23 protein-coding genes and 1 tRNA gene are annotated in these 19,238 nt (G+C 72.4%); 17 read left to right on the forward strand and 7 right to left on the reverse strand.

Features of this window, described 5'->3' with window-relative positions:
- Positions 1–46: 46 nt before the first annotated feature.
- Together VFG42_RS13370 and VFG42_RS13375 are read right to left on the reverse strand one after the other, a co-directional pair.
- A complete protein-coding gene (locus VFG42_RS13370) occupies positions 47–1,003 on the reverse strand; it encodes an SIS domain-containing protein (protein WP_324909196.1) in 957 nt (318 codons plus the stop codon).
- A complete protein-coding gene (locus VFG42_RS13375) occupies positions 1,000–2,199 on the reverse strand; it encodes a hypothetical protein (RefSeq protein ID WP_324909198.1) in 1,200 nt (399 codons plus the stop codon). Before VFG42_RS13375 ends, VFG42_RS13370 begins: the two co-directional genes overlap by 4 nt.
- 77 nt (positions 2,200–2,276) lie before the next feature.
- Between VFG42_RS13375 and VFG42_RS13380 the strand changes: the two genes are divergently transcribed.
- The 3 genes from VFG42_RS13380 to VFG42_RS13390 are packed head-to-tail and all read left to right on the forward strand — an operon-like array spanning position 2,277 to position 5,428.
- Positions 2,277–2,738, forward strand: a complete 462-nt coding sequence (locus VFG42_RS13380) for an Lrp/AsnC family transcriptional regulator (RefSeq protein ID WP_324909200.1) — start codon at positions 2,277–2,279, stop codon at positions 2,736–2,738.
- Positions 2,735–4,003: a glycosyltransferase gene (locus VFG42_RS13385; protein WP_324909202.1), complete on the forward strand. Its 1,269-nt coding sequence runs from the start codon at positions 2,735–2,737 to the stop codon at positions 4,001–4,003. Before VFG42_RS13380 ends, VFG42_RS13385 begins: the two co-directional genes overlap by 4 nt.
- Positions 4,004–5,428 (forward strand): FAD-dependent oxidoreductase, encoded by a 1,425-nt coding sequence (locus VFG42_RS13390; RefSeq protein ID WP_324909204.1) that lies wholly within the window; start codon positions 4,004–4,006, stop codon positions 5,426–5,428. It abuts the gene before it with no gap.
- Positions 5,429–5,454: 26 nt separating this feature from the next.
- Here VFG42_RS13390 and VFG42_RS13395 read toward each other — a convergent pair whose 3' ends face one another.
- Entirely contained in the window at positions 5,455–6,387 is a 933-nt protein-coding gene (locus VFG42_RS13395) for a hypothetical protein (RefSeq protein WP_324909206.1), read from the reverse strand.
- Between the two features lie 36 nt (positions 6,388–6,423).
- On the opposite strand from VFG42_RS13395, the gene VFG42_RS13400 reads away from it, so the two are divergent.
- Positions 6,424–6,813 carry a GtrA family protein gene (locus tag VFG42_RS13400; RefSeq protein WP_324909208.1) on the forward strand — a complete coding sequence of 130 codons (390 nt, stop codon included), beginning with the start codon at positions 6,424–6,426 and terminating at the stop codon, positions 6,811–6,813.
- Here the strand turns inward: VFG42_RS13400 and VFG42_RS13405 are convergent.
- Both VFG42_RS13405 and VFG42_RS13410 read right to left on the reverse strand, forming a co-directional pair.
- Positions 6,797–7,174, reverse strand: coding sequence for a DUF1330 domain-containing protein (locus VFG42_RS13405; RefSeq protein WP_324909210.1), 378 nt, complete (start codon positions 7,172–7,174; stop codon positions 6,797–6,799). The two genes, VFG42_RS13400 and VFG42_RS13405, sit on opposite strands and share 17 nt — an antisense overlap.
- Positions 7,175–7,186: 12 nt before the next feature.
- The gene (locus tag VFG42_RS13410; RefSeq protein ID WP_324909212.1) at positions 7,187–7,762 is read right to left on the reverse strand and encodes a peptidyl-tRNA hydrolase; all 576 of its coding nucleotides are present in this window, start codon (positions 7,760–7,762) and stop codon (positions 7,187–7,189) included.
- A gap of 126 nt (positions 7,763–7,888) precedes the next feature.
- Here VFG42_RS13410 and VFG42_RS13415 point away from each other — a divergent pair.
- A tRNA-Arg gene (locus tag VFG42_RS13415) sits at positions 7,889–7,962 on the forward strand.
- A gap of 118 nt (positions 7,963–8,080) precedes the next feature.
- Here the strand turns inward: VFG42_RS13415 and VFG42_RS13420 are convergent.
- Positions 8,081–8,698 (reverse strand): hypothetical protein, encoded by a 618-nt coding sequence (locus VFG42_RS13420; RefSeq protein ID WP_324909214.1) that lies wholly within the window; start codon positions 8,696–8,698, stop codon positions 8,081–8,083.
- A gap of 3 nt (positions 8,699–8,701) precedes the next feature.
- Positions 8,702–9,052, reverse strand: coding sequence for a hypothetical protein (locus VFG42_RS13425; protein WP_324909215.1), 351 nt, complete (start codon positions 9,050–9,052; stop codon positions 8,702–8,704).
- Positions 9,053–9,615: 563 nt separating this feature from the next.
- On the opposite strand from VFG42_RS13425, the gene VFG42_RS13430 reads away from it, so the two are divergent.
- The 12 genes from VFG42_RS13430 to VFG42_RS13485 all read left to right on the forward strand — a co-directional run bounded on the left by VFG42_RS13430 (position 9,616) and on the right by VFG42_RS13485 (position 19,236).
- Entirely contained in the window at positions 9,616–10,065 is a 450-nt protein-coding gene (locus VFG42_RS13430; RefSeq protein ID WP_324909217.1) for a universal stress protein, read from the forward strand.
- A 227-nt stretch (positions 10,066–10,292) separates the two neighbouring features.
- The gene (locus VFG42_RS13435) at positions 10,293–10,790 is read left to right on the forward strand and encodes a helix-turn-helix transcriptional regulator (RefSeq protein ID WP_324909219.1); all 498 of its coding nucleotides are present in this window, start codon (positions 10,293–10,295) and stop codon (positions 10,788–10,790) included.
- Positions 10,787–11,698, forward strand: a complete 912-nt coding sequence (locus tag VFG42_RS13440; protein WP_324909221.1) for an MBL fold metallo-hydrolase — start codon at positions 10,787–10,789, stop codon at positions 11,696–11,698. The genes VFG42_RS13435 and VFG42_RS13440 overlap by 4 nt, the downstream gene beginning before the upstream one ends.
- Positions 11,699–11,885: 187 nt before the next feature.
- A complete protein-coding gene (locus tag VFG42_RS13445) occupies positions 11,886–12,917 on the forward strand; it encodes an SIS domain-containing protein (RefSeq protein ID WP_324909223.1) in 1,032 nt (343 codons plus the stop codon).
- 45 nt (positions 12,918–12,962) lie between these two features.
- A complete protein-coding gene (locus tag VFG42_RS13450; protein ID WP_324909225.1) occupies positions 12,963–14,021 on the forward strand; it encodes a carbohydrate kinase family protein in 1,059 nt (352 codons plus the stop codon).
- The gene (locus VFG42_RS13455) at positions 14,018–14,875 is read left to right on the forward strand and encodes an amidohydrolase family protein (protein ID WP_324909227.1); all 858 of its coding nucleotides are present in this window, start codon (positions 14,018–14,020) and stop codon (positions 14,873–14,875) included. Before VFG42_RS13450 ends, VFG42_RS13455 begins: the two co-directional genes overlap by 4 nt.
- A complete protein-coding gene (locus VFG42_RS13460; protein ID WP_324909229.1) occupies positions 14,872–15,303 on the forward strand; it encodes a secondary thiamine-phosphate synthase enzyme YjbQ in 432 nt (143 codons plus the stop codon). Before VFG42_RS13455 ends, VFG42_RS13460 begins: the two co-directional genes overlap by 4 nt.
- Positions 15,300–16,103 (forward strand): ATP-binding cassette domain-containing protein, encoded by an 804-nt coding sequence (locus VFG42_RS13465; protein WP_324909231.1) that lies wholly within the window; start codon positions 15,300–15,302, stop codon positions 16,101–16,103. The genes VFG42_RS13460 and VFG42_RS13465 overlap by 4 nt, the downstream gene beginning before the upstream one ends.
- Entirely contained in the window at positions 16,100–17,137 is a 1,038-nt protein-coding gene (locus tag VFG42_RS13470; protein ID WP_324909233.1) for an ABC transporter permease, read from the forward strand. Before VFG42_RS13465 ends, VFG42_RS13470 begins: the two co-directional genes overlap by 4 nt.
- Positions 17,134–17,466, forward strand: coding sequence for an amidase family protein (locus VFG42_RS27545; protein WP_324909235.1), 333 nt, complete (start codon positions 17,134–17,136; stop codon positions 17,464–17,466). The genes VFG42_RS13470 and VFG42_RS27545 overlap by 4 nt, the downstream gene beginning before the upstream one ends.
- A complete protein-coding gene (locus VFG42_RS13480; RefSeq protein WP_324909237.1) occupies positions 17,463–18,452 on the forward strand; it encodes an ABC transporter substrate-binding protein in 990 nt (329 codons plus the stop codon). Before VFG42_RS27545 ends, VFG42_RS13480 begins: the two co-directional genes overlap by 4 nt.
- A gap of 43 nt (positions 18,453–18,495) precedes the next feature.
- Positions 18,496–19,236, forward strand: coding sequence for a GntR family transcriptional regulator (locus VFG42_RS13485; RefSeq protein WP_324909239.1), 741 nt, complete (start codon positions 18,496–18,498; stop codon positions 19,234–19,236).
- Positions 19,237–19,238: the final 2 nt, after the last annotated feature.

The following is a 19,238-nucleotide window of genomic DNA, read 5'->3' on the forward strand; positions in this document are numbered from 1 at the left end:
GTTGTGCTTCGCGTCGCGAAGCGCTTGATCGTTGGCGATCGATCCGCTACGGCATCGCGTCGGAGTCCAGGCGGCGGCGCCACCAGGTGGCGGCGGCCAGCTCGGCGACCGTGACGTCGACCAGCGCGGCGACGAGGTCGTCGTCGGCGTGGGGGAAGGGGATGTGCAGCGCGGCGCCGGGGATCGCGCGCCCGATCGAGATGTAGGTGCTCCGACGCTCGCGCAGCCAGTCCAGCGCCTCGGCGTCGTAGGGCGAGCCGGGGTAGAGCAGCGCGGTGTAGTTGGGGTGCTTGGTGAGGTAGACGTCGACGTGGGACCAGTCGCCGGTCTCGGTGGCGTCGGCGGGGACGCGCGGGCCCTCGCGGAGCATGAGCGCGGACTGCAAAGACGAGGAGATGCGCGAGGCCGGGGCGATGGCGTAGGTGGTGCGCCCCGGGTCGAGCGCGTCGAGCAGCGGGTCGACCCAGTCGCCGCGGGCGTCGAGGAGCACCTGCTGGGCGTCGGCGGCGCGGGCCAGCGAGGCCCGGTCCGCCCCGGCGGCGAGCAGCAGGAGGGCGAGCGTGGCCCGGAAGGTCTTGCACGCCACGCCGCCGGTCTCGGGGCCGGCGTGGAGCGCGACCGTCCGGTCGGCGAGGGCGCCGAGCCTGCCGCCGTCGTCGGCGTTGGTGATGGCGATGGTCCGGCTCGTGCCGTGGTGGCGCTCCAGCGCCGCGACGGTCTCCGCGCTGGTGCCGGTGGCGCTGATGCCGATCGCCAGGACGTCGGGCGCGGGCTTGGTCGGGAGGTCGGTCGAGGCGTACTCGACGACCGCCGCGACCCCCTGCGCGCGCAGCCGCGCGGCCGCCGTCAGCGCGGCGAAGCGGCTGGAGCCCATGCCCGTCAGGACGACCAGGCGCGCCTGCGCGATGGCGTCGCGCAGCGGCGCGGGGTCGGCGTGGTCGGCGAGGTGGGCGAGGGTGCGCGGCTCGTCGAGGACGTCGGCGAGGAAGCCGTCGGGGTTCATGATGGGGTCGGTCCTTGTTGGAGGAGTCGCGTGAGGCCGGCGCGCGGCGCGTAGGCCCACTCGGGCACCACGCGGTGGGCGTAGACCAGCTCGCGGCACTCGCTCGCCAGCTCCAGGGCGGCCAGCAGCGGGCGGTCGACCGGCGCGCCGGTCGCGCGCTCGTAGGCCTCGCGGGCGGCGTCGCTCGCGGCGGCGACGAAGCGCGTGGGGCCGGCCCAGCCGGCGCGCCGCGAGCCCGCGGTGCCGATGTGGTCGATCGAGCGCAGCAGCGCGGCGAGGTCGCGCAGCGGCGTGTCGGGGCGGCGGCGCGCGGCCAGCGGCGCGGTCGGGTCGCCCTCGAGGTCGACGATCAGCAGGCGGTCGGGCGTGCGCAGGAGCTGGGCGTAGTGGAGGTCGCCGTGGACGCGGCCGACGCGGGGCGCTCGCGCGGCGGTCAGGGCGTGCAGGCCCGCGCGGATCATGGGCTCTGACTCGGCCGCGAGCGGCTCCAGCGCGACCGCGGCGTCCAGCGCGGCGTGCGCGTCCGCCGCCCAGCGCGCGGGCGCTCCGGGATCCTCGGCGGTCCCGAGCCGGTCGGCCAGCGCCGCGTGCAGCGCGCCCGCCGCCTCGCCCGCCGCCGCGTAGGGCGCGATCAGCGCGTCGGTCGTCGCGTCGCCCGCGCGCAGCGCCGCCGCGACCGCCTCGATCGGCGCCTCCCAGCCGGACTCGGCACCCGGGACGAACTCCTGCAGCAGCGCGATCGCCGTGTCGCCCCAGTGCAGCGACCCGGCGTGGCGCGGCACGGGCGCCGGCGTGCCCGCCAGCGCGGCGCCCAGCTCGACCTCGGGGTGGACGCCCGCCTCGAGCTTCCTGTAGGCCTTGACGAGCAAGGTGTCGTCGATGGTGACCAAGGTGTTGGACTGGTCGGTCGACGGGACCGCCTCGGCGCCGCGCGCGTCCAGCAGCGCGCGGTCGGTGACCCGCAGCTCCAGCTCCCCGGGCGCCCGCAGCAGGTCGGCCCAGCGCACGGCCTCCGCGCCGAGCAGGTAGCGCTCGACCGGCGCGCCGCGTCCGTCGTCGGCGTAGGCGATCTCCGCCACCCGCAGCGCGCCGCCCGCCGGCTCCGCCACGACGCGCGCGCCGGCGATCGCCCGGCCCTTGCCGGCGAACCAGCGCGCCTCCTGGAGCGCGTCGAGATCTACGTTCTCGCTTGACATGGGTCTGCTGATTTCGGTACTTCTGACGTCGACAACCCTAGATCACGCAACTTCAGTGAGGCAAGGTTGTGGAATCCGTGAAGCTCGACGACGTCGACAAGCGCATCATCTCCGCCCTCCAGGCGGACGGCCGGCGGCCCTACAGCCGCATCGCGGCCGACCTGGACGTGTCGGAGTCCGTCGTCCGCTACCGCGCGCAGCGACTGGAGCAGGCGGGCGTGCTGCAGGTGGTGGGCATCGCCGATCCGCTCCGGATCGGCTTCGACCGCATGGCCTTGATCGGGCTGAAGATCCGGCCGGGGTCGATGGACGCCGTCTGCGCGGCGGTGACCGAGTTCCCCGAGACGTCCTACGTCGCCGCGCTGGCGGGGTCGTTCGACGCGATCGTCGAGGTCGTCTGCCGCGACACGGGGCACTTCACGGAGTTGTTGAAGCGGTTGCATCTGGTCGACGGCGTCACGTCGACCGAGTCCTTCCTGGTACTGGAGATCCACAAGATGGCCTACGGTTGGGGCGTCGGCGAGGTCGCCGTCGCATGAGCAAGACCATCATCTTCTTCCCCGAGGGCGCCTACGGCCCCACCAACAACTGCGTGGGCATCGGGGACGTCCTGCGCCGGCGCGGGCACCGCGTGGTGTTCGTGGTCGAGGAGTCCTTCGCCGGGACCCTGGAGGCCAAGGGCTTCGAGGAGCGGCTGATGCGCCTCACGCCGCCGCCGGAGGTCGAGGAGGTCCCGGGCCAGTTCTGGAAGGACTTCATCCGCGACACCGCGCCGGTGTTCCGCAAGCCGACGATCGAGCAGATCCGCGACTTCACCGCGCCGACGTTCGAGGCGCTGCTGGACGGCGCGCGCTACGTCGACGAGCGGCTGGCCGAGATCATCGCGGAGGTCCAGCCCGATGTCATCGTCGAGGACAACGTCCTGACGTTCCCGGCGATCCTCGCGTCGGGCCGGCCGTGGGTACGCGTGGTGTCGTGCAACCCGGCGGAGGTCAAGGACGACGACGTGCCGCCGCCGTTCTCCGGCTACGCGACGGACGACCGATCCGATTGGGCCGCCTACTGGGACGAGTACCACGCCGCCCACGCCGAGCTGCACGCGTCGTTCAGCGCGTTCTGCGAGCAGCGCGGCGCGCCGCCGCTGCCCGAGGGCGAGTTCGTCCACGAGTCGGACTGGCTCAACCTGTACCTGTACCCCGAGGCGGTGGACTACGCGCGTGCGCGCCCGCTCGGGCCGACGTGGCACAACCTCCAGGCCGCCGTGCGGACGACCGACGACGCCTGGGAGGTGCCGGCCGAGCTGGCCGACGGGCCGGGCTCGCTGATCTACCTGTCGCTCGGCTCGCTGGGCAGCGCGGACGTCGCGTTGATGCAGGGGTTGATCGACGCGATGGCGTCGTCCGGGCACCGGGTGATCGTCTCCAAGGGCCCGCAGCACGACCAGCTCACGTTGCCCGACAACATGGTCGGCGCCGAGTTCCTGCCGCAGACGTCGGTCCTGCCGCACGTGGATCTCGTCATCACCCACGGCGGCAACAACACGGTCACCGAGTCCTTGTCCTTCGGCAAGCCCATGGTCCTGCTGCCGCTGTTCTGGGACCAGTACGACAACGCCCAGCGCATCCACGAGACCGGCCTCGGCGTGCGGCTGGACACCTACGGGCACGCGCCCGAGGAGCTGCGCGGCGCGGTCGACCGGCTGCTGGGCGACGAGGCGGTCGCGGCGCGGCTGGCCGCGATCTCGCGCGAGCTGCGGGCGGCGCCGGGCACGGTGCGCGCGGCGGACCTGATCGAGCAGTTGTAGGTGTCGGCCACGCGCGATCCCGCCACCCGGACCGCGTCGTCGGTCTTCTGGCTCCAGCAGGCGCTGGAGCGGGACGACGACGTCGCGGCGCCCCTGGAGGGCGCGCTGCGCGCCGACGTGTGCGTGGTCGGCGGCGGCTTCGCGGGGCTCTGGACGGCCTATGAGCTGGTCGCGCTGGACCCGTCGCTGCACGTCGTCGTGGTCGAGGCCCGCCGCTGCGGCTTCGGGGCGTCGGGGCGCAACGGCGGCTGGGCGACGTCGTGGGTCGACGAGATCGCCGAGCTGGAGGAGCGCTTCGGCGCGGCGCAGGCCGCGTGGCTGGCCGAGCGGTCGACGTGGGCGATCGACCGCATGGAGGAGGTCTGCGGGATCGAGGGCATCGACTGCCACATGCGGCGGTCGGGCGCGCTCGTGGCCGCGACCGCGCCCGCGCAGGCGGGCGGCTGGGAGCACCAGATCGAGGTCGCGGAGCGTCTGGGACGCCCGCCGCTGCAGCGGGTCTCCGGCGACGAGCTGCGGGCCCGGACCGGCTCGCCCGTCCTGCTCGACGGGACGCTGATGCGCGAGGGCGCGGCGATCCAGCCGGCGCTGCTCGTGCGCGGGCTGCGGCGCGCGCTGCTGCGCCGCGGCGTGCGGATCTTCGAGCACACGCCGATGACGTCGCTGCGCCGCGGGCAGCCCGCGACGGTCGTGACGCCGGGTGGGCACGTCACGGCGGGGAAGGTCGTGCTGGCGCTCGGCGCCTGGGCCGCCCGCGTGCGCGAGCTGCGCCGCGCGGTCGTCCCGGTCGGCTCGCACATCGTCCTGACCGAGCCGATCCCGGAGCGGATCGAGCGGCTGGGGTGGACCGGCGGCGAGTTGTTGGGGGACACGCGCTTGTTGGTGCACTACGCGCAGGTCACGCGCGACGGCCGGATCGCCTTCGGGCGCGGCGGCGGCGCGATCGGCCCGGGCGGGCACGTCATGCCGCGGCACTTCACCGATCCCAAGACGGTGGACATCGTGGCGGCGGGCTTCCGACGCTGGTTCCCGCAGCTGAGCGACGTCAAGCTGACGCACGCGTGGGGCGGGGCGGTCGACCGCGCGCCCGGCCACATGCCGTTCGCCGGGTCGCTCGGCGAGGGCGTGCAGTACGTCACCGGCTTCTCGGGCAACGGCGTGGCGCCGTCGGTGCTGCTCGGGCGGATCGCGGCGCACCGGGCGCTCGACCTCCAGGACGAGTACACCAACAACGCGATCAGCTCCGGGCCGCCGTCCTACCTGCCGCCCGAGCCCGCGCGGTTCCTCGGCGGCGTGGTCGTCCGGGACGCGGTGCGGCGCGCGGAGGGCGCCGAGGAGGCGGGTCGCGAGCCCGGCCCCGTCAGCGACGCGCTTCGCAAGTTGGTGTGGTTCACCACGCCGCGGTGGCTGGAGCCGCGGCTGTGAGCCGGTAGGCCGGCGCGGGCGCGCTCTCAGCGGCGGCCGCGGCGGCCGAGCATGCCGCGCACGGAGTCCACGAGGCCGCCGGCGCGGCGCGGGCCGGCGGCGGGGTCCGGCGTGGGCGTCGGCGACGGCGACGGGTCGGTGGCGAGGTCGCGGTCGTGCTGCCGGAGCGCCTCCTCGACCTGCTCGATCGCCTCGGGCGCCGGGGCGTTCTCGGGCTCGATCGCGTCGACCAGGTCGTAGTGTTGGGAGGCGATCCAGGCGCGGCCGCCGTCGATCGAGGCGTAGCGGGCGCGCTCGGGGCGGTAGGCGAACCAGCCGGGCTTGACGCGCGCGGGGCAGGCGTGGGCGACCAGCGTCGGGCCCTCGGGCGCGCGGTGGACGGTGCCGCCGGCGAGCAGGACGACGTCGCCGGCGCTCAGGGCGAGGCGCTCGCCGGCGTCCAGCGCGGACGCCAGCTCCTCGCGGTGGCGGGCGATCGCGTCGTCGCCGTCGCGCTCGGGGTTGAAGTGCGCGTAGCGACCGGAGAACGGGGTGGTGGCGATCGTCTGGGAGGCGTCGTGGACCTCCACGTGCGCGTCGCCGAGCGCGACGACGAGCGTGACGAGGGTCTCCGGCTCGGCGGCGAGCGCGGTGTAGGTGGCGTCGCGGTACGGCCCGTCCTCGGGCGCCGCGGCGGTGGTCTCGGCGGCGTCGAACAGCAGCGGGGCGTCGCCGCCGAAGTCCCGCGTCAGCGCCGTCGTGACGGCGTCCGGAAGCAGCGCCGCGCGCGCCGCGGGGAGAACGGCGTACGGGTCGATCGCGCCCGCCCCGGCGGGCGCGCGGGCCGCGAGCTCCACCTGGCCGGCGGCGCCCTCGCGCACGAGCAGGCCGTCGCCCGCCTCCTCGCGCTCGCGCGCGTACGCGTGTAAGGCCTCGGCCGGCGCCGCGGCGGTCAGAACCTGGTAGCCCCGGGCATCCATCCTCCTGACAATCTAGTCCTGTAGACCTACGGGCGAATGGCGACGAGACAGCGCATCCACGAGCTGATCCGGTTCGGGCTGGTCGGCGGGTTCAACGCCGCGACGTACTTCGGCGGATACACGGCCCTGCATCTGCTCGGCGTGCCGTACCTGCTGGGCGCGCTCATCGCCTTCGTCGTGTCCGCGTCGATCGGCTACTGGCTGCACGAGCACTGGACGTTCAAGGGCGCGACGCCGACGCTGCGCGGCTGGGTGTCCTGGCTGGCGGCGCAGGGCGGGGCGACGCTGCTGAACCTGCTGCTGCTGGCGCTCCTGGTCGACGGCGTGGGGTGGGGCCCGATCGTCGCCCAGGCCGTCCTGATGCCCGTGATGCCGGTGGCGACGTACCTGATCGGTCGCCGCTGGGTCTTCAGCCGCGCCGCGTAGCGGTCGGCTGGAGCACCGCGGCGTCCAGGGCCTCGGTGCGCAGGTGCGTGATGGCCTGGTAGTCGGGGTCGGCGACCATCTGGGAGAACGCCCGCCGCGACGGGTAGCGGACGAGGAGCACCGCGTCCCAGTCGTTGCCGGCCGGCGGCTGCACGAGCGGGGTGGACGTGTCGCCGAAGTAGACGACCTCGCCGCCGACCTGCTCGAGGAACGGCACGATCGCGCGCGAGTACTGGTTGTAGGACTCGCGGCCGCCGCCGGGCTTGAAGCGCAGGAGGTTCAGCATCACGACCGGCTCGCCGTCGTCCTCGGCGAGGTAGCGCTTCAGGTCCTGGCCGGTCGGGTCGACGCTGTCGCTCATGTCCTGGCGACCCTATGCGATCGCCAGCACGGTGATGGTGCCGGGCGGGACCTCGGTCAGGCCGGCGTCCTCGACCTTGGCGACCAGGCGGTCGCCGGCGCACAGCTCGTCGAAGGCTCGGCCGGTCTTCGGCACCACGACGCGCGCGGGGCAGCCCTTCGCGACCCACGGCTCCACCCGGCCCGTCGCCGCCGCCCCCGTCGCGGCATGCGCGACCTGGGCCATCGTCTTGCCCGTCGACATCTCGATCTTGGGGTTGATGACGTAGACGAGGCGGTCGCTGTCGCCGGCCGGTGGGACGTCCTCGACCGTCGGCACCGGCTCCAGCTCCGACGCCATCGCCTGCAACTTGGTCAGCGTCTCGCTCCGCGCCGACCGCCTCCGCGGCGGCAGCGCCAGCACCGCCGCGCCGTCGAGGTCGCCGGCGTACGCGAAGTCCTCCTCGCGCAGCACCGCATCCCACTGCCCACCACGCGCGCGCAGCGTGACCTTGCCGGGGCGCTGCCGCCACGCGTCCACGGCCTCGCTCCACGCCTCATCGGCCTCGAACCGACGCAGGCACGCGACCGCCGCCGCCCCCGCGAGCACACACCCCGTCGCGAGATCCTCAAACGCCCCACGCCTGACGACGAGATACATCCGATACGGATCGTCCATCGCTCCGGCACGCTATCGGTCGCGACCACGCTCGCCACGTGCGAGGATCCCCACACTGCCCCGGTAGCTCAGTTGGATAGAGCGACGGCCTTCTAAGCCGTGGGTCGCTGGTTCGAGTCCAGCCCGGGGCGCTCGAAGGATCTCCTGCAAGTGAAGGGGATCCGCGCGGTCGCGGAGCGGTTCGCGTTCCGGCTTCGTCGGTCCCGATCCACGAGGCACTCCGGAAGACCGCGGCCCGACGTGTGCGACTCACCGGCGCACGGTGATTCGATCGGGCGGGTCGACGCTGTCGTCCCGGCGTACGAAGAGCCCGTCGACTACTCGAGCGACGGCGATCTTGCCGCGCGTGTGAACGATCACGGCCCGGGCGCCATCGGGCGCGACGCCGACGATCAGCCGTGGGCCGGTCACCGGCGCGTTCTGGCCCGCGCGTGGGATCGAGGTCGTCGCGACGCCGCTCGTGCGGGCCTGCGCGGTCTTCGAGCAGACCGTCCCGACGCCGGCCGTGTCGGGCGTCTGCGAGACGACGCACAGGTATCCGCGTCCCGGGACGAGCCAGTAGCGGCCCGCGGCGGGCGCCGGGATGCGTTGGGCGAGCGCGTAGTTCATGCCTGCGATCGGCGTCCGCAGCGTCTGGCGGATCGCCGGCGGCAGCCCTTCGGGGGCCGTCCGCAGCAGGGCGAAGGTCGCCGCCTGCGCCGCGGGGACGCGCGTGACGACCGCGGGCGTGGCAGGCGTGGAGGCTGCCGCCATCGGGCGGGCGGGGACTTCGTTCGTGGTCTCGCCGCACCCGACCGCGACCGCGGCCAGCGTCAGCGCGGCGAGTGAGCCGGCGCAGGCGCGCCGGCTCACCGTAGCCGAGCTCATGGCTCAGAACGTGTCGCCGTGGACGACCGTCGGCCCGGACGCGTTGTCCGCGATCCATGGCGCGCCCGTGTACGTGAAGCCGAGGTTCATCGTCGCGATCTGCCCCGGTCCGCTCGAGCAAGGACCGGCGAGGATGTCGGCGCCGACGCACACCGAGTGCGAGTCGCCGTAGCCGTTGACGCCGTTCAGCGCGCGCGCCGCGCCGTAGCACGGGTTGTTGGGGCTGACGGTCTGGCCACCGCAGAACGGGCTGGCCTTCGCCGCGGGCGACGACAGGGCCAGGAGCAGGATCACGGCCAGCGCACCGAAGGCGCCGACCAGCATCGGCATCAGACGCCGAGAACTGAAGGACATCGAGAACTCCTATGGGTTGTTGGAGAGGCGACGGCTCTGACCGACGGTGGTCGCCTCCATGGTTGGACCGACGCACCCCACTTGCCCACCGCACGACGTACCGAACACGACCGATTGACTTGGAAAGCCGGTCCTTTAAACATTTCGCTGTGTAGAAGAAGGCGCTCAGATTTGCTGCGTGTTTATGGGGCGACGAGAGATCGGCGCTCGGCGTCCTTCGGGAGACATCCGGCGTCACAGTGGGGTTGTCCGGGATGGTTCGCCGTCCCGTGCGGTCTCGTGCTCTTGGGAGGGGGCGAGAGTGATTCCCTCCCGCTCTGGACGGCTCCGCGGACCACGCGACGACGAGGACGTGAGCGACCGGCTCGCGGCTGCGCCAACGTCAACCGCCTCCAACCGCGACGCCGGGCAAGGCGGCGCGAGTGAGCGCGTGCTGACGTTGCCGGCGCTGCCAGGTCTTCGGCGCGTCGACCGCAGCGCGCCCTGCGCTTCACAGCGCTTGCCCAGAGGCGTAGCGTCAGCGGCGACGGCTCACGCTGACACGACCACACTGGAGGCAACCGATGAGCGTCGAGAACCCGAGCGGGCCCCTGGTCCTCTGCTACGACGGGTCGGAGGCGGCGGAGAGGGCGATCAGGATCGCGCCGATCCTGGTGGGTCGTGGACGGCCGGCGCGGTTGTTGTACGCCTATAAGCCGACCGAGCGGTCGCTCGGGGTGGCGCAGGCGTTGAGCGGCGGCAGCATCGACGCGCCGGTGCACAGCGAGCCGGAGGCGGAGGAGATCGTGGCCCGTGGCGTCGCCATCGCGCGGGAGGCCGGCTTCGAGGCCGAGCCGCTGCTGAAGGTCGCCGATCGCCGCTCCGCCGAGCTGATCGCGCAGGCGGCCGAGGACCTCGACGCCCCCGCGATCGTGATGGGGCAGCGCGGTCTGTCGGGGTTCAAGAGCGCGGTGCTCGGCAGCGTCTCGCGCGATGTCGTGAACGCCTACCACCGGCCCGTGGTCCTGGTCTGAGCGACAACGAGATCGAGGACGCTTCACCTGCATTTGACACAACTTTCGTGTTGTGTCGAAGCTAAGCTGCCCGTAGGCTTCGACGGCTGCTTGGAGGCGGACGGCGTGAGCTGGGATGACCTCCATCCGAGCCTGCGGCGGATCAAGGCGCCTCGCGTTTCGCAGAAGAGGCGCTATCGCGGATGCGCCGCGAAGGGCATCATCCGGATCGACCTCGAGGACCTCACGTGATCACGAACGAGCGTCAGTACCGCATCACGGCTGCCCAAGCCGAGAAGTTCGAGCAGGCGATCGCGGAGGCCCGTGAGGCCAAGCCACGTCGGGGTGTCGATCCGCGCGTGCACGCGGCGATGGTCGAGGCGATGGAGTGCGATCTCAAAGACCTCAACAAGCAGCTCACGCGGTACCGGCGGGTGAGCGAGGGCAAGGTGCGGGTCCGCAGGCTCAACGGGCTCGAGGCTTTGCCTGAGGCGCTGATCGAGGCCCGGATCGCCCGCCAATGGACGCAGAAGGATCTGGCGGACAGGCTCGGGCTCAAGGAGCAGCAGATCCAGCGCTACGAGAAGGAGCGCTACCGGTCGGCCAGCCTGGACCGCGTCGTGGACGTCGCCGCGACGCTGGGGGTGCGGTGGTCGTCTGACGTGACGCTGCCCGCCAAGGAGAAACGCGACAGGGCGGGGGAGACGGCGACGAGGAAGGCGCCGGCGGCGCAGTCGACAACGTGAGGCTCACCGCGCGCGACATCGTCAAGATCCGCAGCACCATGACCGGCACCGACGACCTACAGGCGATGGCCGAGCTGGAGCGGGTCGACGTCGACCTGCCCGCGGGTCTGGAGATCCGGTGGCTCGGCGTGTCCGGCTACCGCATCACCTACGAGAACGTCTCGCTCTTCATCGACCCCTACGTGTCGCGCGTGCCGCTGCGGTCGCTGCTGCTGCGCAGGACCGCGCTCCCCGACGCGCGAATGCTCGCCCGCTACGCCCAGGCGCCGGGGCCGGTGGCGGGTGTCCTCGTCGGCCATACGCACTTCGACCATGCCGTCGACGCGCCGGCGCTGGCGAGGATCCACGCGACCAAGGCGTACGGGTCGGCGTCGCTCACCCACCTGATGCGCCTGCATGGCCTGGAGCGCCAAGCGGTCGAGGTCGCCACGCACCGCCCGTACGAGCTGGGCCCGTTCGTCGTCACGTTCATCCCCAGCCGCCACTCCAAGCTCCTCTTCGGTCGCAAGGTCCCGATGGACGGGCCGCTGACGTGCGACCATCTCGACGGCCTGGCCCCGGGTCGGTACCGGTGCGGCGCGGTGTATGGGATCCGGATCGAGGTCGCGGGGATCTCGATCTACCACCAGGGCAGCGCCGACCTCCAGGACGCCGAGCTTCCCAACCGCGCGGTCGACGTCTTCCTCGCCGGCGTCGCCGGCCGGCAGGTCACGCCGCGCTACTGGGAGCGCGTGCTGCCCAAGCTCGATCCGCGCTACGTCGTCCCGACCCACTACGACAACTTCTTCTCGCCGCTGGGCAAGGACCTCGACATGGTCCGGAACGTCGCCCTCACCGACATCCCGGCCGAGGTCCGCCGCGTGGCGGGCGACGCGCAGGTCGCGGCGCTGCCGCGCGTCGACGCCTGAGGCGTACGCCTTCTCCACGCCGGGCGGTCGATGCCCGGCGTGGCGAGGTCCGCCGCCGCCCGCTCATCAGGTTGTACACCCTCGCTTGACAAGCGCCAAAGGGCGGCATACGGTCCACGCCAACTTGTCGGACGTCTTACGAGTTCGGCAGGTCGACTCCCCTCAACCCGACCAAGGACCCCAACGCATGCTGAACTTCGACGAGGAGCGCTTCCGCAAGATCCAGGGTGGTGCGGTGGCCCTCGCCGAGCCGATCCGCGAGACCGTCGGCGAGCTGCTCGACGGCGGCGCGGAGAACGTGTACTTCCTGGGTGCCGGCGGCGCCGGCGTGCTGATGCTCCCGGCCGCGCAGCTGCTGCAGCGCCGCTCGGCGTTCCCCATGCAGCTCGTGCACGCCGCCGAGATCGTGCTGACCGACTCCGCCGCGCTCGGCGCCAACTCGATCGTCGTCATCCCGTCGCTCTCGGGCACGACGAAGGAGAGCGTCGCGGTCATGGAGTTCGCCCAGGCCAAGGGCGCCAAGGTGATCGCGCTGACCGGTCACGAGGACACGCCGGTCGCCCAGGGCGCCGACGTCAACTTCACCAACTTCGCCGCGGACGACACCTCGTCGGAGTCGTTCTACCTGCAGTCGCTGCTGATCGCGCTGGCGATCCTCGACGCGCGCGGCGAGCTGGACGGCGACGGCGACGGCGGCGGCTACGACGCCATCGTCCAGGAGCTGGCGCTGCTGCCCGACGCGTTGGTCGAGGTCAAGCGCGGCTTCGAGGATCGCGCGGCGTCGCTGGCCGAGGCCTACAAGGACGAGCCGTACCACATCATCGTGGGCGGGGGCTCGGCCTGGGCCGAGGCCTGGTACTACGGCACGTGCATCCTGGAGGAGATGCAGTGGATCCGCACGCGGCCGGTCCACGCGTCGGACTTCTTCCACGGCACGCTGGAGCTCGTCGAGCAGGGCGTCAGCGTCCTGCTGCTCAAGAGCGAGGACGAGGCGCGGGCGCTGGCCGATCGCGTCGAGTCGTTCGTCCCGACGGTGACCGACAAGCTGGAGGTCGTCGACCCCGCGAGCTTCGAGCTGCCGGGCGTGTCCAAGGGCGTCCGCGCGCTCATCACCCCGGTCCTGCTCGCCGCGGTCCTGGAGCGCCTCAGCGCGCACCTCGAGGTCCTGCGCGACCACCCGCTGACCACCCGCCGCTACTACCGCCGGGTCGAGTACTAGATCCACCGCGGTTGACCCTGCTGTCCGGGACCACTAGGGTCCCGGATGGCAGGTAAGACGTCCAACAAGTTGGCCTTGAACAGCGACACCAACACCACCAGCGGCCTCGGCCGCGAGCCCGCCGTGTGCGTGGTCGGAAACCTGAACGCCGACCTCATCGTCCGCGGCGTCCCCGCGCTCCCGGAGTGGGGGCAGGAGGTCGCCGGCACCAGCCACGCGCTGGTGACCTCCGGCCAGGCGGGGTACCTCGCGCTCGGCCTGGCCAAGCTCGACGTGCCCACGGCGCTCATCGCCAACGTCGGCGACGACCACCAGGGCGCGACGATCCTCGAAGACCTCCGATCGGCCGGCGTCGCCACCGACGGGGTGGAGATCTCCAAGGGCGCCACCGGCATCTCGGTCGCCGCCGTCCGCCCCGACGGCGAGCGGGCGTTCCTGTCGCACTTCGCGTCGCTCGGCGAGCTCGACGAGGCGCTGATCGAGCGCCGGTGGTCCACGGGGTCCGCCGCGCCGGTCCTCTGCCTCGTCGGCCTCTTCTCGATTCCGGGCCTCGACCCCGGGGCGGGCGCGCGGCTCCTCACGCGCGCTCGCGCCGAGGGTCGCCGCACCGTCCTGGACACCGGCTGGGACCCGGACGGCTGGAGCGACGCCACCGTCGCGGGCGTCGAGGAGATGCTCGCCGCGACCACGATCTTCCTGCCCAACCTCGACGAGGCCACGGCGATCACCGGCGAGCGCGACCCGCTCGCGGCGGCCCGCGCGCTGCGGGCCCACGGCCCGGACCTCATCGTCGTCAAGTGCGGCGCCGAGGGCTCGGTCGCCCTCACGGCCGACGGCGCGACCGAGCGCATGGACGCGATCGCCGTCGAGGCCGTCGACGCCGTCGGCGCCGGCGACAGCTTCAACGCCGCCTTCCTCTTCGCCCACCTCGCCGGCTGGTCGCTGCGCCAGGCCCTCGCCTTCGCGTCCGCCGCCGCCGGCCTCTACGTCTCCCGCGCGACCGCGCGCCACGCCACGGCGCCCGAAGCCGTCGCGGCCGCGAAGCCGCTCGGCGTCGCGCTCCCGTCCATCCCCGACCCCACCAACCCGACCGACCCCTCGTGATCGACATCCACACCCATCCCGTCCAGGTCGCCGAGCTCCTCGACCGCGACCCGGACCTCCCGCGGGCCGTCCGCGACGTCTTCGGCCTGTTCATGCCGCCCCAGCCGCTGCGCACCTACGAGTTGCACCTCGACGAGGCGGGCACCGACCAGGCCGTCGTGCTGCCGATCGACTGCACGACCGCGCACGGCGCCAAGGTGGTGTCCAACGAGGGGGTCGCCTGGCTGATGGAGCAGACCGACCGCGTCATCGGCTTCGCCTCGGTCGACCCCAACGAGGCCGACGCGCCCGCCAAGCTCGAGCACGCCGTCAAGGAGTACGGGTTGGTCGGCCTCAAGCTCGACCCGGCCCTGCAGCTCTTCGACCCGGCCGACCGCGACCACGCGTTCCCGGTCTACGAGCAGGCCCTCCAACTCGACATCCCCGTCTTGATCCACTGCGGCCTGAGCTGGGCGCGCGTCGGCCGCTCCTCCAAGGCGCACCCGCTGGCGCTGGAGGAGGTCATCCACGCCTTCCCGGACCTCAAGATCGTCATCCCGCACTTCGGCTGGCCGTGGGTCGACGAGTCCGTGATGCTCGCGCTCAAGCACCGCAACGTGTACCTGGACACGTCGATCCTCCACAGCGGCACGCCGCCGGAGTCGATCCGCCACACGCTGGAGCGCGTCGGCCTCGACGCCCTGGATCGCAGCCTCCACGCCCAGGTCCTCTTCGGCTCCAACTACCCGCGCGTCGACCCGAAGCGCGTCGCCGACGGCGTGCGCCGGCTCGGGCTGCGCCCGTCGCTGGAGCGCAAGATCTTCGACACCAACGCGAGGGAGCTCCTCAACATGAACGCGCAGGTGGCGGCATGACGTCGCGGGTGATCCGCTTCGGGATCCAGACCACCGGAGACACCGAGACGATCGACATCACCGAGCGGGTCCGCGACATGGTCCGGGAGACCGGCGTCCAGGACGGCCTCGCGTTGGTGATGACCTTGCACACCACGACCGCGATCACGGTCAACGAGGGCCTGCCGGACCTCGAGGACGACATCGTGGAGATGCTCCAGCGCCTGGCGCCGGCCGAGGGCGACTACCGCCACGCGCGGTTCCTGCACTCCGACGGCCAGATGGCCGTCAACGCGCCCTCGCACCTGCGCGGCGCGCTGCTGGGCTTCCAGTGCATGTTCCCGATCGCCGACGGCGAGATGGTGATGGGCGGCCGGCAGACGATCTACTTCGTCGAGCTCGACGGGCCGCTGTACCGCGAGGCCGTGGTGCAGGTGATCGGCGCATGAGCGCGCCGGCCGGCACGACGACGGCGGGGGTGGGTGGGGTTCCCCTTCTGGAAGCGCGCGGCGTCGTCAAGAGCTTCGGCCGCGTCCGCGCGCTGCGCGGCGCGAGCTTCACGGTCTTCCCGGGCGAGGTCGTCGCGCTGGTCGGCGACAACGGCGCGGGCAAGTCGACGCTGGTCAAGACCCTGGCCGGCGTCCACCGCCCCGACGAGGGCCAGATCCTCGTCGAGGGCAAGCCGGTGGACTTCGCGTCGCCGGTCGACGCCCGCGAGGCCGGCATCGAGGTCGTCTACCAGGACCTCGCGCTGGCCTCCGAGCTGGAGCCCGCCTCCAACCTGTACCTCGGCCGCGAGATCACGCGGCCGGGCGTGCTCGGCAAGCTCGGGTTCCTGGACAAGCGCGAGATGCGCCGCCGCGGCGACGAGTCCTTCAGGGACCTCGGCGTCAAGATCCAGGACACGTCGGCCTCGGTGGCCGCCATGTCCGGCGGTCAGCGCCAGGGCATCGCGGTCGCCCGCGCGGTGATGTGGGCCAGCCGCGTCGTCTTCATGGACGAGCCGACGGCCGCGCTGGGCGTCGTGCAGACCCGCAACGTCCTGGACCTCATCAAGCGCGTGCGCGAGCGCGGCATCGCGGTGGTGCTCATCAGCCACAACATGCCCGAGGTCCTGGAGGTCGCCGACCGCGTCGAGGTGCTGCGGCTCGGCCGCCGCGTCGCGCGGTTCACGCGCGGCGACGTGACGATGGAGCAGATCGTGGGCGCCATGACCGGCGCCATCGAGCACACGGAGGACGCAGCATGAGCCGGACCGACGCGACCCTGGCCGCCGAGGAGGCGGAGCTGGACGACGCCGTGCCGACCGAGAGCTCGGCGTGGTGGGCGCGGCTGGCGACGGTGTCGAGCCTGTGGATCGGCCTGATCCTCGTCGGGCTGATCGTGGCCTTCTCGATCCTCGAGCCCAGCACGTTCCTGTCGGTCGACAACGGCCGCAACATCTCGACCGACGCGGCGATCCTGCTCGTGCTGGCCGTCGGCCAGACGTTCGTGATCATCACCGCGGGCATCGACCTCGCGGTCGGCTCGACGCTCGTCTTCGCGGGCGTGATCTCGGCCAAGATGATGCACACGACCGGCGGCGACAACGGCGGCACGGTGGTCGTCGGGCTGATCAGCGGCCTGGTCGCCGGCGGCGCGTGGGGGCTGCTCAACGGGTTCTTGGTGGCCAAGGCCAAGATCACGCCCTTGATCGTCACGCTGGGCACGTTCGGCATGGCGCTCGGCGCCGCGCTGGTCATCACCAAGGGCATCGACGAGCGCGAGATCCCCTACAAGCTGATCGACGGGATCGGCACCGGGCGCGTCTTCGGACAGGTCCCGTGGCTGGTGGTGATCGCGCTCGGCGTGGCGCTGGGCTTCGGCATCCTGCTCGCCCAGACGCGCTTCGGCCGCTACACGCTGGCGATCGGCTCCAACCCGGAGGCGGCGCGGCGCGCGGGCATCGACGTCGACCGGCACCTGATGAAGGTCTACACCTTGGCCGGCGTGCTGGCCGGGCTGGCGGGCTTCCTGTCGCTGGCGCGCTTCGGCACGACGACGATCGGCGGCCACTCGACCGACAACCTGCAGTCGATCACCGCGGTCGTCATCGGCGGCACGAGCCTCTTCGGCGGCATCGGGTCGATCCTCGGCACGGTCTTCGGCGTGTTCATCCCGGCCGTGCTGCAGAACGGGTTCGTCATCACCGGCGTGCAGCCGTTCTGGCAGCAGATCGCCGTCGGCGCGGTGCTCGTGGCGGCCGTGTACCTCGACCAGCTCCGGCGCAGCCGCAACCGATGACCGCCGCGGCGCTGCCGGCCGCCTTCGCCGCCGCGCGCACGCTCGCCGACCTCGGCGCCGAGACGTCGATGGCGACGACCGCCACCACGCTGCCCGACGCCTGGCCGGGCGACGGCCGGCCGAGCTGGACCCTCTTCACCTGGCCGTTCAACCTCACCCAGCAGCCCGCGCTGACGCTGCCCTTCGGCCGGACCGCCGACGGGCTGCCGCCGGCCGTGCAGCTGGTGGGGGCACGACACGCCGAACCGTTGGTCCTGCGGGCCGCGGCCGCCCTCGAGGCGGCCCGACCCGCGGCTGTTCCCACCCCCATCACTGGAGAGATGCGATGAACCCTGGACTGCCTTCCTTCGCCGCGGTGGTCGCCGCGTCCGCCGCGCTGGCGGTCGCCGGCTGCGGCAGCGACGACAGCTCGTCGAGCGCGAGCGGCGGAGGCTCGTCGTCGGGCAAGAAGCTCACGCTGGTCACCGGCGTCAAGGGCGACGAGTTCTACATCACGATGGCCTGCGGGGCCCAGGCCGAGGCCAAGAAGCTCGGCGTGTCGCTCAACGTGCAGTCGCCCGACGAGTTCGACCCGTCCAAGCAGACGCCGATCGTCAATGCGGTCGCGGCCTCCAAGCCCGACGCGCTGCTGATCGCGCCGACCGACGACTCCGCGCTCTACAACCCCATCAAGCAGGTGGCCGACAACGGCGCGAAGATCGTGCTCGTCGACACGACGCTGCAGCGCGCGGACATCGCGGCCTCGCAGATCGCCACCGACAACTACGCCGGCGGCAAGGCCGCGGCCAAAGCGCTGGCCGACCTCATCGGCGGCTCGGGCAAGGTCCTGCTGATCGGCTTCAAGGCCGGCGTCTCGACCGACGACCTGCGCGGGCGGGGCTTCAAGGACGGCGCCAAGGAGCTGGGCCTCGACCTGGTGGCCAGCGAGTACAACGACAACAAGCCGGAGAAGGCCGCGTCGATCGTCAAGGCCGCGCTGGCCCGCGACCCCGACCTCAAGGGCGTCTTCGCCACCAACTCGTTCGCCTCCGAGGGCGCGTCGACCGGCCTGCGCGAGGCCGGCAAGCAGGCCCAGGTCAAGATCGTCGGCTTCGACGCCGGCCCGGTGCAGGTCGAGCAGCTCAAGCAGAACCTGGTCCAGGCGCTGATCGCTCAGCAGTCGGCCGAGATCGGCCGGCTCGGAGTGGAGCAGGCCGTCAACGCGCTGGAGGGCAAGCCCGTCAAGGCCAAGATCGGCACCGGCTCGACGACGATCACCCGCGACAACATGAACTCGCCCGAGGCGAAGGCCGCCATGGACAAGCGCTCGTGCTGATTGGCCCGCTCCGGCGTCGGACGTCTGACGTATTGTTGGCGGCGTGAGCATCGACACGCGTGATCGGCGCTCGATGGTGGTTCAGCTGCGCGATGCGCTGCGGGACCTCATCGGGGAGATGAAGCCCGGTGAGCAATTGCCGTCGGAGTCCGAGTTGGTCGGGCGCTTCGGGGTCGCGCGTGGCACGATCCGCGAAGCGCTCAAGCTGCTGGAGCAGGACGGGCTCGTCGACGTCCACCACGGCCGCGGGCGCTTCGTGTCCGCGGTCGCGGGGCTCGGCGTCAACCGGCCGATCACGCACTTCGAGGGCGTCACCGAGATGCTCCGCGCCCTGGGGTTCTCGCCCCGGACGAAGATCGTCTCGGTCTCGGTCGCCGAGGCCGACGAGGAGGAGGCCGCCGCGCTGGGCATCGCCCGGGGCGAGGCGGTCGTCCGCCTGGCCCGGCTGCGCACGAGCGGCACCAAGCCGCTCGTGCTCTCGCTGAACAGCTTCCGCGCGAGCCTGCTGGGTGACGAGGACGTCGCCCAGCAGGACTTCTCGGGCTCACTGCACCAGTGGCTGCGCGACCGCGGCGCGACGCCGGAGTCGTCGGCCGCGCAGATCCGGGCGGCGCGGCTGCCCGACGACCTGCGCGACACGATGCCGTCCGACGCCGTCGACGAGCCGTGGCTGCTGACGATCGAGCGCTGCTTCGACGACACCGGCGGGATCGTCCTGTACTCGCGCGACTACCACCGCGGCGACATGTTCAGCTTCCACGTGGTGCGTCGCCGCACCGACTGAGG

The organism is Baekduia sp. (assembly GCF_035685985.1).
GTDB lineage: Bacteria > Actinomycetota > Thermoleophilia > Solirubrobacterales > Solirubrobacteraceae > Baekduia.